The organism is Roseburia sp. AM23-20 (assembly GCF_003470905.1).
GTDB classification, from domain to species: domain Bacteria; phylum Bacillota; class Clostridia; order Lachnospirales; family Lachnospiraceae; genus Roseburia; species Roseburia rectibacter.
The window spans coordinates 1-17515 of the sequence record NZ_QRHS01000005.1 but is presented as its reverse complement, the minus strand read 5'-3'; the positions used below and the strand labels follow the sequence as shown (position 1 = coordinate 17515).

19 protein-coding genes are annotated in these 17515 nt (G+C 33.7%); all 19 read left to right on the top strand.

Annotated features, from left to right (window positions below; genetic code table 11):
* The 19 genes from DW650_RS05835 (at position 1) to tnpA (DW650_RS05750) (ending at position 17441) form a co-directional block, all read left to right on the top strand.
* Positions 1-417, top strand: coding sequence for a GtrA family protein (locus tag DW650_RS05835; RefSeq protein WP_118209318.1), 417 nt, complete (start codon positions 1-3; stop codon positions 415-417).
* A gap of 2 nt (positions 418-419) precedes the next feature.
* Positions 420-1220: a glycosyltransferase family 2 protein gene (locus tag DW650_RS05830; protein ID WP_118209317.1), complete on the top strand. Its 801-nt coding sequence runs from the start codon at positions 420-422 to the stop codon at positions 1218-1220.
* Positions 1221-1234: 14 nt separating this feature from the next.
* Positions 1235-2257 (top strand): NAD-dependent epimerase/dehydratase family protein, encoded by a 1023-nt coding sequence (locus DW650_RS05825; protein WP_118209316.1) that lies wholly within the window; start codon positions 1235-1237, stop codon positions 2255-2257.
* 3 nt (positions 2258-2260) lie between these two features.
* A complete protein-coding gene (locus DW650_RS05820) occupies positions 2261-3001 on the top strand; it encodes a glycosyltransferase family 2 protein (RefSeq protein ID WP_118209315.1) in 741 nt (246 codons plus the stop codon).
* 39 nt (positions 3002-3040) lie between these two features.
* Positions 3041-5482 carry a polysaccharide pyruvyl transferase family protein gene (locus DW650_RS05815; RefSeq protein ID WP_118209314.1) on the top strand — a complete coding sequence of 814 codons (2442 nt, stop codon included), beginning with the start codon at positions 3041-3043 and terminating at the stop codon, positions 5480-5482.
* 7 nt (positions 5483-5489) lie between these two features.
* On the top strand, positions 5490-6272 hold the full coding sequence (locus DW650_RS05810) for a hypothetical protein (RefSeq protein WP_118209313.1): 783 nt from the start codon (positions 5490-5492) through the stop codon (positions 6270-6272).
* 24 nt (positions 6273-6296) lie between these two features.
* Entirely contained in the window at positions 6297-7535 is a 1239-nt protein-coding gene (locus tag DW650_RS05805) for an AAA family ATPase (RefSeq protein WP_118209312.1), read from the top strand.
* Complete coding sequence (locus DW650_RS05800; protein ID WP_158576209.1) at positions 7528-8172, top strand: RloB domain-containing protein; 645 nt, start codon at positions 7528-7530, stop codon at positions 8170-8172. Before DW650_RS05805 ends, DW650_RS05800 begins: the two co-directional genes overlap by 8 nt.
* Before the next feature lie 28 nt (positions 8173-8200).
* Positions 8201-8455 carry a hypothetical protein gene (locus DW650_RS19500; RefSeq protein ID WP_015559592.1) on the top strand — a complete coding sequence of 85 codons (255 nt, stop codon included), beginning with the start codon at positions 8201-8203 and terminating at the stop codon, positions 8453-8455.
* Positions 8412-9779 (top strand): KGGVGR-motif variant AAA ATPase, encoded by a 1368-nt coding sequence (locus DW650_RS05795; protein WP_158576208.1) that lies wholly within the window; start codon positions 8412-8414, stop codon positions 9777-9779. The genes DW650_RS19500 and DW650_RS05795 overlap by 44 nt, the downstream gene beginning before the upstream one ends.
* Before the next feature lie 98 nt (positions 9780-9877).
* The gene (locus DW650_RS05790; RefSeq protein WP_147403007.1) at positions 9878-10642 is read left to right on the top strand and encodes a hypothetical protein; all 765 of its coding nucleotides are present in this window, start codon (positions 9878-9880) and stop codon (positions 10640-10642) included.
* A 57-nt stretch (positions 10643-10699) separates the two neighbouring features.
* A complete protein-coding gene (locus DW650_RS05785) occupies positions 10700-12268 on the top strand; it encodes a glycosyltransferase family 2 protein (RefSeq protein ID WP_118209308.1) in 1569 nt (522 codons plus the stop codon).
* Between the two features lie 510 nt (positions 12269-12778).
* Positions 12779-13723 (top strand): glycosyltransferase family 2 protein, encoded by a 945-nt coding sequence (locus DW650_RS05780; protein WP_015559596.1) that lies wholly within the window; start codon positions 12779-12781, stop codon positions 13721-13723.
* A 110-nt stretch (positions 13724-13833) separates the two neighbouring features.
* A complete protein-coding gene (locus DW650_RS05775; protein ID WP_118209307.1) occupies positions 13834-15645 on the top strand; it encodes a DUF6020 family protein in 1812 nt (603 codons plus the stop codon).
* Positions 15642-15878, top strand: a complete 237-nt coding sequence (locus tag DW650_RS05770; protein WP_015521680.1) for a hypothetical protein — start codon at positions 15642-15644, stop codon at positions 15876-15878. The genes DW650_RS05775 and DW650_RS05770 overlap by 4 nt, the downstream gene beginning before the upstream one ends.
* A 102-nt stretch (positions 15879-15980) precedes the next feature.
* Entirely contained in the window at positions 15981-16151 is a 171-nt protein-coding gene (gene tnpA, locus DW650_RS20755) for an IS66 family insertion sequence element accessory protein TnpA (protein ID WP_015559597.1), read from the top strand.
* A 233-nt stretch (positions 16152-16384) separates the two neighbouring features.
* On the top strand, positions 16385-16720 hold the full coding sequence (gene tnpA, locus DW650_RS05760; RefSeq protein WP_243102866.1) for an IS66 family insertion sequence element accessory protein TnpA: 336 nt from the start codon (positions 16385-16387) through the stop codon (positions 16718-16720).
* A 23-nt stretch (positions 16721-16743) separates the two neighbouring features.
* Positions 16744-17079: an IS66 family insertion sequence element accessory protein TnpA gene (tnpA, locus tag DW650_RS05755; protein ID WP_243102865.1), complete on the top strand. Its 336-nt coding sequence runs from the start codon at positions 16744-16746 to the stop codon at positions 17077-17079.
* A 23-nt stretch (positions 17080-17102) separates the two neighbouring features.
* Positions 17103-17441 (top strand): IS66 family insertion sequence element accessory protein TnpA, encoded by a 339-nt coding sequence (tnpA, locus tag DW650_RS05750; RefSeq protein ID WP_118209306.1) that lies wholly within the window; start codon positions 17103-17105, stop codon positions 17439-17441.
* Positions 17442-17515 lie beyond the last annotated feature (74 nt).

Genomic DNA, 17515 nt, shown 5'->3' with positions numbered 1-17515 from the left:
ATGAGAAAATTATTAAAGCAGGGAATTGCATTTGTTGGAATCAGTGGAATTGGCTGGATCATGGATTTTGTGATATTTAATCTGTTGAATTTAAGGTCATCCTATGTTGCAGTGAATAATATGATCAGTTCACTGGTCGCAGTATGCTTTGTATTTTGTGTATCTACCAGAAAAACATTTGTACAAAAGGATGGCGGAATTCCTCTGAAGGTAAAATTTGTAATTTATATTTTATATCAGATCATATTGATATTATTGGTGTCGCAGCTTTTAGCGTTAATTGCAGCAGGGTTGTATCAGACTTTTTGTGGAAGTATCATTGGTGATTTTTCTGCGATGGCTGCTAAGATTTTAGTAACCCCATTAACGATGTGTATGAACTTTTTGGTAATGAAATTATTGATAGAAAGGATTTAGAGATGAAAGAAAAAATACTGGTTTTTATCCCAATGTATAACTGTGAAAAGCAGATTGTAAGAGTTTTAGATCAGTTGAATGGTGAAATAAAAAAATATATTTCAGAAGCGATAATTGTCAATAACAGGAGTACAGATAATGGAGAGCAGGCCGCTATAGAAAAGATAAAAAAAATGAATGCAGGTTTTCCGATTAAAGTATTAAAAAACAGAGAAAATTATGGTTTGGGTGGATCGCATAAGGTAGCATTTAATTACGCAATTGAGAATAATTTTGATTATATTATCGTACTTCATGGAGATGATCAGGGAAGTATCGGTGACTTTATTCCGTTGCTTCAAAGTGGCAAATATAAAGAATATGATTGTTGTTTAGGGGCACGTTTTATGAAAGGGTCGAGGCTTATTGGATATAGTAAACTTCGGATTTGGGGAAATTATGGATTTAATTTACTGTTCTCTCTGGTTGTGCATAAATCGGTGAAAGATCTTGGCTCTGGATTAAATTTATATAAGGTTAAAACATTAAAAAGTAAATATTATATGCAGTATCCGGACACATTATATTTTAATGATTTAATGATACTTGCATCTTGTTATTATAAACAGAAAATGGTGTTTTATCCAATTTCCTGGAGAGAAGAAGACCAGGTTTCGAATAACAAATTATTGAATTTTTCTTGTTCTCTTTTAAAAATGCTTTGGAAATATATGAAAAATAAAAAAAATTATATTGAGCAGGATATGAGGACAAAAAAAATAGATGAGTATTTAGCAGAAGAAATATATATAAATCAGATATAGGGAGGAAAATATAAATGAAAATAATGATAACAGGTGCGGCAGGATTTATTGGTTCACAGTTGGCACATACACTATGGAAGAATGGTGCAGAATTAATTTTGATTGACAATTTCTCATATGGAAAAATGGATAATCTTGAGTTTGAAGATCATAGTTTTGCAAATGAGATTATAAAAATGGATATTAGAGATAAGGATGGCATAGCAGATCTTCTCAAGGCTGGAGATGTAGATTATATTTATAATATTGCTGGTATTGCACCGCTTCCTGATTGTCAGACTGATCCACAGCAGGCAATAGATGTAAATGTTATTGGAACTGTGAATTTATTGGAGAATGGAAGAAAATATGGCATAAAGAAACTTATTTTAGCAAGTACAAATGCAATGTATGAGAATGAAACAGAGTTTCCGACCGTGGAAAATAATTTTAAACAACCGACACTTATTTATCCTAATACTAAATATGTAGCAGAGAGATTTTGTGAATCTTACTGTAAAACATATGGTATGAATGTTACGTGCTTAAGATTTTCTAATGTTTATGGTCCGCATATAGATTGCTTAAGAAAGCAACCTCCTTTTGTAGCATATATGATTCGGGAATTATATTACGATAGGACACCGATATTCCATTCTGATGGAAATCAGAGAAGAGATTATATTTATGTAGATGATTTAGTACGCCTTGCTATTTTAGCGCAGGAAGGTGAAGGTTTTGATTGTGTAAATGTGGCATCAAATGTAAATTATTCTGTAAATGAGATGTATGCGATTGCTTCAAAAATCATGAATAAGGATATTAAGGCAGAATATGCAGATGATGCACATTATTGGGAAAAATATCCTGATTTATATAGTGGTGCATATCCGATAAAAAATGAAATTTTAGCACATGAAATTAATAAATATTCTCTTTGTGATAATGCACATGCAAAAGAAAAATATGGATGGGTTCCTGAAATTGATATGGAAGAAGGACTGAGAAGAGTCATTGAAAATGAGTGTGAGTTGTTAAGCAGATTAGGAGAAAAGTAAAACATGAAAAGATTAAATGTAATAATGCCTATGGGTGGTGGCGGCACCAGATTTGGAAATCATGGATTTAATGTACCGAAACCTTTAATTGAGATTTATGGGAAACCGTTTTTTTACTGGGCAACACAGTCACTGATCAAAAATATTGAAATCGAAAGCCTTACATTTGTTGTATTAAAAGAGCATATTGAAAAATTTGCGATTGACCAGAGAATTAAAGAATTTTATCCGGATGCCAGAATCAATGTGATTCCGGAAGTATTACCTGGAGCTGTACTGACTTGCAAGGCGGGTGTGACCAATATAGAGAATGATAAACCGATCATTTTTAATGATTGTGACCATTTGTTTTTGTGCAGTTCATTTTATGAATTCTGCAAAAATAACGAATTTGAGACGATTGATGGAGGCTTATTGACTTTCAAATCGCATGATCCAAAGTTCAGTTTTGTTGCATACGATGAAAATGGATATGTGAATCACACAGTTGAAAAACAGGCAATCAGTGAAGATGCGATTTGTGGAGCTTATTATTTTAGAAATAAGCAGATATTTGAAGAAGCTGTGGAGATTTATTTGGAAAATTGTTCCTACAATGAGTTTTTTGTCAGTGGTGTATATAATGTGATGGCAGAACAGGGCAGAAAAATCAAAAGTTTTAATGTGGATCAGCATGTTTCATTTGGCACACCGGATGAGTTCGAAGAGGCTAAGGGGAATGTGACATATAAAAAATTGTTGTAGATAAAATGCATTGAATAACAATAGTGGAGGAAAATAAAGTTGGAAAAGGTAGTAAAATTTATTGATTGTTATATTGAGACGGAAACCTGTAATTTGAAATGCCATTATTGTTATATTGCATTGCGTAATAAATTTAAGAATCATATCATTGAATTGCAACGTTCTCCGAAAGAAATTCAAAGTGCACTGTCAAAAGAACGTATGGGAGGGATTTGTCTTATTAATTTGTGTGCTGGTGGAGAGACTTTATTAGGGGAAACCATTTTGCCAGTAGTAAAAGCATTATTAGAAGAGGGACATTATGTTATGGTGGTCACAAATGGCACTATGACAAAGCGGTTTGACGAAATCATCACATGGGATAAAGCATTGTTAAGCCATCTTTTTATAAAATTTTCATTCCATTATTTAGAGATGATCCGTCTGAACATGATGGATACCTTTATTGGCAATGTTAAGAAAATTGCTCAGTCCGGTTGTTCTTATACCGTAGAAGTAACACCAAATGATGAATTGATTCCGCATATCGATGAAGTAAAAAAGGTATGTGTGGATAATTTTGGAGCACCTTGCCATGTGACAATAGCAAGAGATGACAGAACCGGTGGAATAGAGTTATTATCAGAGCATTCCCTGCCGGAATTTTATGATATCTGGAGCACGTTTGATTCAAAATTGCTGGATTTTAAGTATTCCATATTTAAGAAAAAGAGAACAGAATTTTGCCATGCCGGGATGTGGAGTTATTGGGTAGACTTAAATACAGGTGAATATAAACAATGTTACACGGGAGATACACTGGGAAATATTTATGAAAATTGTGATGAAAAGCTGGTTGAGTGTCCGGTTGGAACAAAATGCGGACTGGCACATTGCTATAATGGGCATGCTTTTCTGACGTTGGGAGATATACCGGGAGTAGATACAGTAACTTATGCAGAGACAAGAAATCGTTTGGAAGGAACAGACAATGAATGGCTGAGACCGGAAATGAAAGCAGCAATGAGTTGTAAACTTTATGAGACAAATTATGATGGAGAAGTTTTTACATCATATAATAAGGAGCGGAAAGTGGCATATCTGGATTATTATCATGTTATAAAAAACAAATATCATATGGAAGATGAGAAGCAGAATGTGTTTATTATTGGTACTCCGGATCATGGAAATATGGGAGATCAGGCAATCTGGTACGCAACACAGAAGTTACTGAAAAATTATTTTCCGGCTGCTAATGTGGTAGATGTGGATATGAGTGATTTTGAAACAGATATAGAAGGAATTGCACATCTGATTCAAAAACAGGATATTCTGATACTGCAGGGAGGTGGTAATTTTGGAAATTATTACATGGATGATGAGATGATTCGCAGATCTGTAATCAGCCAGTTCAGGAATAACAGAATCATCATGTTTCCACAGACGGTATATTTTTCAGAGGATGCAGAGGGAAAAGAAGAATTAGAGCGGAGTGTTTGTATTTATAATAAAAATAAAAATCTGGTTCTCATTGCGCGTGATGCAGAATCTTTTAAAATCTTAAAAGAAAATTTTATAAACGAAATATATATGCTGCCGGATGTTGTACTTTCCCTGAACGCTGTTGATGTGAAAAAGAAACGCAAGGGAGCTCTAATTTGTCTGCGCAGTGACAAAGAAAGTGTTATGAACCAACAGGATGTTGAGAATGTAGAAGGTTTTTTGAAAGAAAGATTTTCAGAAATAAAATATACAGATACGCAGATGGATGATTACTGTAAGGAAAATAGAGAACAATTATTAAAGCAGAAAATAGAGGAATTTCAGTCTGCCGAGCTCGTGATTACGGATAGGCTGCATGGAATGATATTTTCTGTAATAACGGGAACACCATGCATCACGTTTGATAATTTTAATGCGAAAGTAAAAAATGTATATTTATATTTAAAAGATAATTGTAATGTAAAATTGGTATGTGATTTCAAAAAATTTACGGAAGCATATGAGCAATTGTGTGGAAAAATAAGTAATTCCTACGATGAAAAGTATATCATACAGCAATTTACAGAGATTCTGGACAAAGTATGTATTAAAACAGTAGAAAACGATACAAAGGATATTTATCAGAAGAGTATCGATGAAATGCTGGGTTATTGGGGATTAAGACATTATCAGAAAGTTTTGGACAGTGAGGAATTAAGAAAATCAAAGCAATCTTTAGAACAGCATGTAAGTTTTCTGGAGGAAAATCTTCAGATAAGTAAAGATTGGAATGAGAATCTGCAGAAGCAGAATGAAGAACGGATGAAAGAACTGGAAGAATACAAAAACTGGGTTGAAAATTTACAGAAGCAAAATGAAGAACGAATGAAGGACACAGAAGTATATAAAGATTGGGTGAACAATCTGCAAAAACAGATTGAAGAACGGGTGAAAGAATTAGAGGAATACAAAGACTGGGTGAATAATCTGCAGAAGCAGATAGAGGATATGAAGGGGTAATAAATATATGCAGCTATTGGAATGGCGTAGTCAAAAAATTCACTGTTCGATCGACGATACGTTATGGATCTTTAAGGATTTAACGGAGCATAAAGAGTATATTTCCATATTTGAGAATCCTGTTTTATATAAAATGAAAAATTTGCATTTGAAGTATGGGGTCGTATTTAACTGTTATTGCTTTTTCAATGCATGGTACAATTTTACACTTGCTGATGCAACAGACCGATTTATAAATGAATTTGAAAATAATGCAGACTGGCTTAAATTTGGATTTCATGGATATGGTTTTGATGAGTCAGAAACCGACAGGACGTATGAAGCTGCTGATAGTGCTGAGTTACTGTTAAAAGATTACAAGCTGGTTACAAAAGAACTGTGCCGTATAACATCTGAAAAAAGTTTAGCGCAGTATTTAAGATTATCCTCTTTCAAAGGAAGCAGAGAGGGTATACGATTGTTACACAGAGAAGGAATCAAAGGATTTTTATGTGCCGAAACAATGGAGAGAGAAAGTTATTATCTTGATGCTGAGGCTAGAACGAAATTATATTCTGATGGAAAATATTATGATAAAAAACTTGGTGTGAAATTTTTGCCTACATGGTTAAGAATGGAAAAAGAAGAATCTATAGAGGAAAAACGGGACTATCTGATAAAGAAAAAGTATCCGATTACAGTATTTACACATGAATGGGCAATCATGGAAGATGAACAGAAAATATGGTCAAATTTTGAGCAGGTATTTGAGGGTCTGAATCATATTGAAAGAAAAATAAGATTTTTCTAAAATATAAATAGGAGGTGACATTTTATGCTAATATCCTATCGGTTTAAAAACTTTTGTTCGTTTGCTGAAGAAGCAGAATTTGATATGATGGCACCTGGAAATAAAGTAAAACATAGATTCCCGGATAATTATGTTAAAACAGAAGAGGGATATGATATTTTAAAAACTGCGGTAGTGATTGGGGAAAATGCCGGAGGAAAGACAAACTTTATTAACAGCCTTTCTTTTCTGAAAAGTATGTTTGAAGATAACAAGGTAAAACATTCGTATCGCTCGCTGATCAATATTAATAATCTGCAGTCTGAATGTCCGGCTGAGTGTGAAACAAAGCAGGAATTTGATATAAGTGTTATTGGTGAAAGTGGAACGATATATCATTATAATCTGCAGATTGATGAATTTTGTATTGTGCAGGAAAGTTTTTCTTTTAAACAGTCGAAAACCGGAAAAGAAAAAAAGATAATATATGCAAAAAGAGAGCATCTAAAGCAGATTGGGGATAAGCCATCTTCTATGGCTGTTGAATTTGAGATAAAGATAGATAATTGTGATAAAGAGATACAGACTGTATTTGAACAGACAGCATATAATAAAGGAGCAATGGGATTATTTGTATCGAAATTAGCCATTGTTGGGGATTCACATGCAATAGAATTTGTTAACTGGATGAATGATAAACTCGTCGTTGAAAGTAAAAATTATAATTATTATCTTTACAAAAATATTCAAAATGAAGAAGACGATTTAAGAATTTTAAAAGAAGACCGTTTTTTAGAGATATTACGTATGGTTGATTACAGTATTTGTGGAATTGAGATAGATGATGAAAAACCATTTAGTATGACAAAGATTATCAGAAAAACAAAAGAGGGAAATATTCTATCAAGGGAGCTTAGAAGAGATTCAGGAGGTGTTGGGGAGTTCTTTGCATGGGCTGTTCAGATTTTCAGGGTTGTGTATGAAAATAAGATGGTTTTTGCGGATGAAGTGGATCGGGTGCTCAATCCGATATTAGCAGAGCGGATGATTGCATTTATTAATGGAAAAGATCATAAGGGACAGTTTGTTTTTTCAAGCCATAATGTATTGCATTTAGATTTGAAAAATTATATGAAAGAACAGATTTATTTTGTTACAAAAAATCGTGATACATTGGATTCTGAATTGTATTCTTTAGCAGACTTTCCTGAGATAAAATATGATACAACAAAAATATACGAATTTTATATGAAAGGGATTTTGGGAGGCACTGCGTTTGAGTAGACCAAAGAGAAATTTACGAAAAAAATTTGTTATATTTTGTGAAGGAGACACAGAATATAATTATATTGATGCAATGCGTTTGAAGCAGGGGGTAGAATTAGCACTCAGACCCGTGAATATGCATGGTGGAGGATATTCAAGTTTTTTAGAAGAAATCAAAAAAGAGGCAAGTAATAATTGTCTGGCAAAGTTTATTATAATAGATTTTGACAGAGTTAAAACGAATATAGGAGAATTGCAGAAACTAAAAGAAATAATAGGATATTGTGCACTTCAAAATATCAGTAAAAGAATACCGCATTTTTTGATTATAGATAATCCGGATTTTGAGTATATTGCATGTTTGCATGTTGATAATTATAATGGGCAGAATGTAAAGAAATATATTGAACAGACATTGGAATTTGGAGATGTTGATAATTTCAAAGCCAAAAAAGATGTATATGATTATCTTAATACAAAGGGAAATTCATATAAGCAAATGCTTGCAAGACTGAGAGAGAAGATAATAGTTAATCATTATCAAATTAATAAACAGAATTTTGAAATTACAATATCTAAGATGGATGTTATGTGGGATAATGAAAATAGACGAGGATCTAATATCAATGAATTTTTCGAAGTGATCGATTGGTAATGCTATTGTTGATACAAGGGAGAAGTAAATGGAAAAGTACGAAGAAGCGGCAGTATCACGCTTTGATGACTGGGAGGTACTGAGTAAGGGAGAAAATAGACGTAAAGCTTGTTCGATTCATTTAGGTGGAATCTATATAGAGTGTTTGTTGAAAGGAATGTTATGTAGTCAATGTAGTGTCACAGCAGGCACGAATCAATCACAATGGATTATTAATGGATGTGAAAAGGCAGGTAGAGATGGAAAGAATCTGGGAAAACATAGAACAAATAATTCAAAGTAAATATCAGCTGAAAGGGGATGAATGGGTACAGGTAAGCGTGAGCAAAAGGGGAAAAATTCATGTGACAGTTGTATCTGATTCCAATATAAAAAGAACTGATATAAAAAAGCTGCTGGAAGAAGAGTTAGACAAGAGATCAGATAGTGACCAGATAGGTTTTATAAATATTTATTCCACAGAGCAGGCAGAAGAACTCCATATTGAAAAGATAAGAAAAAATGATGACTACTTATCCTGGTCAGATACATTATATGCAGATAATATTGCCAAGGAGAACAAGACGGAGACTCAGGTGATCAGTTTTTATTCATATAAAGGTGGAGTTGGCAGGACAATTGCTTTGATTGAAACAGCATATAATCTTGCAGATGCAGGAAAAAGGGTATTACTGCTTGATTTAGATGTTGAGGCACCAAGTCTGCACAATATTTTTTATGACAAAGTAAATGATGAAATCAACGGAGTACAGTACGGAACTATAGAGTATCTGTACAGAAAAGTTATACAGGGAAGTGAAGATGTCAGAATAAATGATATTTTCTGCTCACTTCAGTTGAAGAATGTTTCTGGTGAAATTTTTGTAATGCCTGCATTGAAATCTATGAATAAGGATTATGTTTACCAGATTGAACGTTTACAGACACAGCAGATCCAGGAAAAAGATGTGTTTAGAGAAATATTTGCGTACGTGCAGAAAGAACTGAATGTTGATATTATTTTGATTGATACGAGAGCGGGATTTAATCAATGGGGATCGCTCTCTCTTTTGACATTATCAAATCAGGTCATATTTATTGCATATCCAAATAATGAAAATGTCGAAGGTTTAAATATGGCATTGCAGTTAATGCAGAACATAGGAAAGAAGAGATATGCCGTTGCAATGTCAAAGGTTGTTGCGTCTGAGGAAGGTGTAAAAAAGACGAGAAGTCTGTTTGAAGGACTGAATGTTGCACAGGAAGATTTGATTCCGGTCTATTATAAACAAGAGATTGCGTTAAGTAACCGATATCCGATTGATAGTGTGGATATTTTAGTATCCTATAAGGAACTTTCGGATTATATTTTGAATAATGAAAAAATAGAACGTAATAAAAAGTTGCTTATGAATGGAATGAAAGAGCAAATGCTAGGGCAGATGTTTATAGAAAAACAGCGTTTGGTAAGATTTCTTGCCGTAGAACAGTTTCTGAATCAAGAAGCAAATATGTTTTTAAAATATCGATATAGGGAAGAATTGTTTGGCATACGGAATACACAAATAAAAAGAAGGTATAAAAAAGGGGGAATGCGTATGTTCCAACAACTATATATTCAGTTGTAAGTGATGAAAAAGATCGGGAATGTACTGCGATATTAAAAGATAAAAATAGTAATATTGAAATAGTGGGTGTAAAACTGATTCGGCTGCTGATCGAAAATTTGAACAAAAAGGCAAAATGGCGGAATGGTGATCAGCCGGAGATAACTACTGTATCACAGTTGCTGGATATGCTTACGCACAAAGTGAACAATAGTTCTGTTTTGTTTTTTTCAAAAAAAGGAGAGCCTGTATCGAGAGCAGAGAAAGATAAGCAGGAATATGAAACGACAGATGAAATACGTTTGATGATCAATATTAAAGAAGAAATGCTTCAGGAAAATGCAGAACAGGTAATGGAAAATATCAGAGGTTTAATATCTTTTTTTAACAAAGATAGAGAAGAAATCCAGTTCAATTTTATAGTTCATGAACAGGTATGGGAAAAATATTCAGAATTTTTTTCGATATTTAAAGGCAATATGATAGAAACGAATGTGACAGTGAGAGATATCAAAAATTTCATTATTGAGAATATTGATGAAAAAGAGTTTTTACCATTTATGCAAAATATAAATGCATTACACCAGGTGACAGAAAGCAGATCTGAGGATAATATGGAAGATTTATGGGATGATATGGAGAACGATGATTTTGAAGAAATTATTGATGTCATCCTTGGAATCCGTGAAGATGTCAAAATGTATAGCAGGTCAGTTGTGAGATATTTGTATCAATTTTTACAGAAACATAAAGAAGTAAAATATAGTGATTTGCTGGAAGTTTTAAAACGGGCTGCGGAAAGAGAATTAAATGATCCAGATGAACAATATCCGGATCGTCTGATAAGTTTTTCGAAGCTAAAACAGGAACTGGAAAGGTTATAGGAGAAAAAGAGGGCCGTCAAAATAAGATTGCGATAGTCCTTTTTTGAGGGAAAAAAGATGGCAAAAATATCAATTATCATACCAGTATATAATGTTGAAAAGTACTTACAACAGTGTATTGACAGTTTACTGTCGCAAACACTATCAGATATTGAAATTATCTGTATAGATGATGCATCGCAAGATGCGTCCGGAAAGATTTTAAATGATTATGCTGCACGGGATGATCGTATGAAAGTGATCCATGCAGATGAGAACATGGGGACATTGCGTGCAAGAATCAAAGGTATTACAGATGCGGCTGGTCAGTATGTAATGTTTGTAGATAGTGATGATTATCTTGAAGTATCTGCCTGTGAAGAACTTTTAAAACTGCTTACAGAACATCCTGTAGATGTGTTGCATTTTGGTACGGTTTTACACGCAAATGAGAATGTATCGGATGATTTAAAAAACTGGGTTACCAATTTCCTCACGCCATATGAGGGAGAATTGGAAGGAAATCTGATTGAAAAATGTTTTGTGGATGAAAAGTTTGACTTTAATATTACAAATAAGATCTGGAGACGGGAAGTATGTGAAGAGGCATTTGCAAATGTTGAACAGATCAGACTGGTTGCATCTGAGGATCGGTATATTTTTTTCCTTCTCATGTACTATGCAAAAAATTATTATGGCATAATAGAAAAATATTATAATTATAATCTGGGCATAGGAGTAACTGGTGGAGATATTTTATCACTGGATCAGTTTGAAAAAAGATGTTCCGGTGCAGAGGCATCTGAGTTAGTAAAGAGATTTCTTGAAAAAACAGGATCAATTGAAAAGTTCCGGAAAGAATCAAAATGTTTTGCGGACAAGATATTGTGGGATTGTGTGGACTGCTGGCATAATAAGCTGGAAAAAAAGGACGAACAGCAGGGATTTGAGATTTTAAGAAAATATTTCAGACCTGATGAGATTACCAGTGCGGTGGCAAGAGTATATTTTGAACAGGGACAGGATATCTATAACAGGGCAAAAATAACGGGGCATAAAAAAATTGCAATTTATTATCGTTATTTAGGATATGACAATATGGATGAAAAGGTTCTGGAGTGTATGCAGTATTTGATACAGCGAGGAAATGATGTCATATTATATACGGATCAGGATCGGAAAGAATTGACAGAGGGGACAGATAAGTATGGAAAGGAGCTCGTGTATCTGCCGGATGCTGTCAGTGCTAACTGGGGAGATTATGAGGCACGGTGCAATGCCTTTTATAAGCAGATGCTGAAAGATAAAATAGAGGTTTTAGTGTATGCTTCGCCTACGTCGCATATATGCTGGCTGGATACATTGCTTTCATCTTTATCGGATATCGTGACTGTTGACATGCAGGATGAAGTATATCTGAATATGTATGGTGAGATAAGGGAAGAGAATGAAAAGAAAATAGAGGAAAAGACAAGAATTGTAGATGAGAAGACCAAAGTTATAGAGGAAAAAACTATAGATGAAAAAGTAAGAATCATTGATGAGCTGCAGAGAGAGAACAATATGTTAAAGCTGCAGCAGGAAAGTCCGAGGATTATGTGGAAATATTTTTGGAGGAGTTTGAAAAACAAGCTTCTTAGAAGTTGACAATGTATTGATACAGTGTGAGAAATGTTTTAATATATGAGAATGTAGATGATAAAAGTAAGAATTAAAAATTTTATGAAGATATTATATTAGGTAATTGATAAATGGTTTTATCGATTCCTGTGGATAACTCTCCCTTAGGTAAGGAGATAAAAAGGGTCAGTATTCAGAATTATTTCTGAATTGACATAGATCATCAGATTTTGGGCGAATTTTAATAAGCCCAAATAAGTATTATGACAATTGAAAAGTTTTTCAGGCAATTAAAGTTTTTTTAGGAATGAATTTGTCCAAATCAAAATACTCCGAAGGAGCTGGAAAAACGAAGGGGGATATTTAACATTCATAAATTTTCTCATTCATAGGTGGTTGAAATTGTTGGTGTGGTTATCTATATTTTACCATTTGTGGAGAGAAAATTTATATAAATCAAGCAAGAAAACCCAATAAAACCAAGGACTTGTGGCATTTGTCAAATGCCTAAAGTATTATACGATAAGGAGAAAAGTGATGGAATATTGTGCAATATTGATACCATGTTATAACGAGGAAAAAACAATCCGCAAAGTAGTAAGGGACTGGAAGAAAGAAATTCCTGAAGCAACGATTTATGTTTACGATAATAATTCAACAGATAACACAGCAAAAATTGCAAAAGAAGAAGGAGCGGTCGTAAGACGGGAATATAAACAGGGAAAAGGAAATGTAATACGTAGGATGTTTCGGGAGATTGATGCACAATGTTACATCATGATAGATGGGGATGATACATACCCTGTTGAATATGGCAGACAGATGATGCAGGAAGTTTTGGAAAAGAAGACTGATATGGTTGTAGGAGACCGGTTATCTTCAACTTATTTTGAGGAAAATAAAAGACCTTTTCATAATTTTGGAAATAGTTTGGTAAGGTTTTCAATTAATCATTTGTTTAAAAGTGACATCAGAGATATCATGACAGGATACAGGGCTTTCAGTTTTCAGTTTGTAAAGACGTTTCCGGTATTGTCAAAAGGTTTTGAAATTGAAACAGAAATGAGTATTCATGCAGTTGATAAAAATATGCAGATTAGTAATATTATTATTGAATACAGGGACAGACCGGAGGGAAGTGAATCCAAACTCAATACGTACAGTGATGGGTTTAAAGTGTTAAAGACGATTGGACGTTTATATAAAAATTATAAACCTATGAATTTCTTTGGAATTTTATCATTGCTTTTAATTATTATAGCAGCAATTTTATTTGTACCAATTTTTGTTACATATGTTCAGACAGGACTTGTACCAAGATTTCCTACGCTAATAGCATCCGGTTTTATTGTCTTGGCTGCATTACAGAGTTTTTTCTCTGGAATGATATTGGATACTTTTGCACAGAAAAACAGACAGGAATTTGAATCGGAACTTAATACAATGGAAATGAATTATAAAGACTTATTGAAAAAAGAGTAGACTTATATAGTCATGGAATAGATATGCAAGCAGTTTCTTTACGGTTAAATAAAACGGATTTAGTTTTATCAGTGCGGAAGGAATCTGTTTTTGACTGAGGAGGGTATAGATTGAGTATAAAAGATAAAACAGTAGAACGTGGAGTGTTAATCAGTAAAATTGCTGTAATAGTGTTTGCAATGGTATGTGGGAGATACTTTATAGAATATATGCGATTGCCTAAGGCAGGGATTGTTTGGGCATGTGCTTTCATTATTATGTATTATTTGTTTTCAGGGTGGAGATTAGAAAAACAACAGATTCCATATATGATTTTTTCGGGTATATTAAGTATTGCTGTCATTTTAGGATATCATATGGAATTACATGGTTCAATGTATACGGGTTTAATGACTGAGAATTATATGACAAGTTTGACAGTAAATGATGTAATAGCTTTTTTATTATTAACAATAACAATAACAGCGTTATTGGAAAAAATTATTACACGATTTACACGAAAAGTAGAAAGTATTGAAATAAAATGTACATATGGTATTAGTAATAAAAAGGCATGGTTAGGAGCAGCACTGATAATTTTTATATTATGGATACCTTATTTAGTGATATACTATCCAGGATTTATATTTGGAGATTCACTGGGATCAATTGCACAGGCACTTGGTGTAGCCAAATTATATAATCATCATCCGATTTTTTATACTTTATTTTTGAAAATGTGCTTATCACTAGGAATTTTTATAAAGGATATTACATTTGGTTGTGCGGTGTATACGATTGTACAGATGATTTATATAGCATTGTGCCTTGGATATCAGATATGTTGGATTAGAAATAAAGGTATTGGTATAAAAATATGTATAATTTTAACTGTATTTTTTGGTTGTATTCCTTTTTTTGCACAGAATAGTATTGCTATGTGGAAAGATCCAATATTTTCATCAACGTTGGCCGTATGGTCTCTTGTACTAGCAGATTTTGCATTATCTAAAGGGAAAATTATATCAGATAATAGATTTTTCTTGGTAAAGAGTAATTTATTGTTAGTGGTATTATGTTTTTCAAGAAATAATGGATTTTATATCGGATTGTTTTGCGAATTAGTGATAATTTTGATATGGATATTGAATCGGAGAAAAAAAATAATAACAGGTTTGAAAAAACTTATGGTAAGTACGGGTTGTATTTTATTGATTATAAGCATTGTTATAGGACCGGTATACACAAAATTAGATTTAAATGGAGAGCCGGTAGAGAGCCTGGGTATATTTTTAAATCAAATGGCGAGTGTTGTTGCATATGATGGAGATATGACAGAGGAAGATAGAGAATACATGAATGGTTTATTACCATTGGAAAATTATAAAGATACATATCGACCTTGTGTAGTAGATCTTTTAAAATGGGATCAGAATTTTAGTCAGAAGTATTTAAATGAGCATTTAAACGGATTTATGAAAACATATATTTCAATGTTTATAAGAAATCCATATGCATATATAGAAGCATGGGCGCTTAACACATATGGATATTGGGCATTAAACCGTTGGGAATTAAATACAGATGCTAATAATATATATAAAGGAAATTTGGGAGATATTGAAAATGGAGAAAATTATGGTATAGTTCCTCACAGTTTATTAGAAATTCAAAAAGTGGATTTAAAAAGCATTTTTGAAATAGGAGACGCACCTGTGGCACTTGCTATACTAACATGGTTTGTATTTTTAATAGTATTATTAATTATAAAAAAGCAAAAATGGGGACTGGGATTGGCAATTGCACCGACATTGGGGCTTGCCATAACACTTTTTGTTGCAACACCATATGCTTATTGGCAGAGATATGGATTGGCACAGTACTACTTAGTTCCATTTTATATATTTATAGTTGTATATTTACTAAAAGAGAAAAAGGAATGAAGGTACATAGGAAAGTAAGATTATATGAAAAAAAATTAATATTATTGATTTTTAGTTTGTTTGTATTATTGATTTGCTCTGAAAGTTATTTTTATATAATGAGTAAAAAGTATCCCGAAATAAAAATAAGTCAAGAACAGTTCTATGGAAAACAAAATGAAAATTTAAAAGACTTTAAGGTGGAAGATGGAAAAATAATTTCATTGTCTGGTGACCCATGGGTTACATGGTAAGCGCCCAATAATCGGGCGGATTGTTTAATTCTTCTATATTCTCCATAATTATTGATAGTAAAGCGAGCGTTTTACTCTAATAATTATGGGAGGTATCTATCAATGAGTCGTAACTCAAAAACTTCAGCTGCCCAGCAGCTTAAATTTGTAATGGAATGCCGCAAAAGCGGCAAAACCGATGCACAGTGGTGCATCGAAAACGGAATTCGTCCAGCTACGTTTTACAACTGGGTATCCAGACTCCGCACCCTCCCGTCATATTCCAGAATCTAATTGGAATGAATTAGAACTTCCAGTGCAACATCAGGATGTCGTATTACTGGATGTGGGACGGGAGTGAAATTTTTTCTGTAAATTTAGATCTTCTATGATAATTGATGCGGCTTGACAGCGGTTTCTGCTATTAAGCCGTTGTTTATTTGTAAGTACGTAATCATCCGTATCTGTCAGCAACTATATTTTTCTGATACACTCTTTTCATAACAAAGAAAGGAAACTGTATCATTATGAAAACAGATGAAAAAATCACGTTGTGGTCTGAAAGAATCCATGAATTTCAATTCAGTGGGCAGACTTGTAAAACATGGTGTCAGGAACATCACGTTCCAGTCTCTACAATGAATTATTGGATGCGCAAGCTGAAAAAATTGGACGAACAATCGGATACAGATATGATTTTTGCAAAAATGCCAACGGAAAAAGAAATTTCAAAGAATGAGACTTTGAATATCAGCCCATCTCCAGTCCGCATTTTTATCACAAACGCTATTCGGATTGAAGGGAAGTACGTAATCATCCGTATCTGTCAGCAACTATATTTTTCTGATACACTCTTTTCATAACAGAGAAAGGAAACTGTATCATTATGAAAACAGATGAAAAAATCACGTTGTGGTCTGAAAGAATCCATGAATTTCAATTCAGTGGGCAGACTTGCAAAACATGGTGTCAGGAACATCACGTTCCAGTCTCTACAATGAATTACTGGCTGCGCAAGCTGAAAACATTGGACGAACAATCGGATACAGATATGATTTTTGCAAAGATGCCAACGGAAACGGAAATTTCAAAGAATGAGACTTCGAACATCAGCCCGTCTCCAGTCCGCATTTTTATCACAAACGCTATTCGGATTGAAGGGAAGTACGTAATCATCCGTATCTGTCAGCAACTATATTTTTCTGATACACTCTTTTCATAACAGAGAAAGGAAACTGTATCATTATGAAAACAGATAAAAAAATCACGCTGTGGTCTGAAAGAATCCATGAATTTCAATTCAGTGGGCAGACTTGCAAAACATGGTGTCAGGAACATCACGTTCCAGTCTCTACAATGAATTACTGGCTGCGCAAGCTGAAAACATTGGACGAACAATCGGATACAGATATGATTTTTGCAAAGATGCCAACGGAAACGGAAATTTCAAAGAATGAGACTTCGAACATCAGCCCGTCTCCAGTCCGCATTTTTATCACAAACGCTATTCGGATCGAGGTGATGCCGGAATGCCCACCGAAACTTTTTCATGTTCTCATACAGGGACTGAAAGATCATGCTTGATCTGGCAGGTGGCATAACCGTTTACCTTGCCTGTGGAGCTACGGATTTAAGAAAAAGCTATCACGGACTGGCTG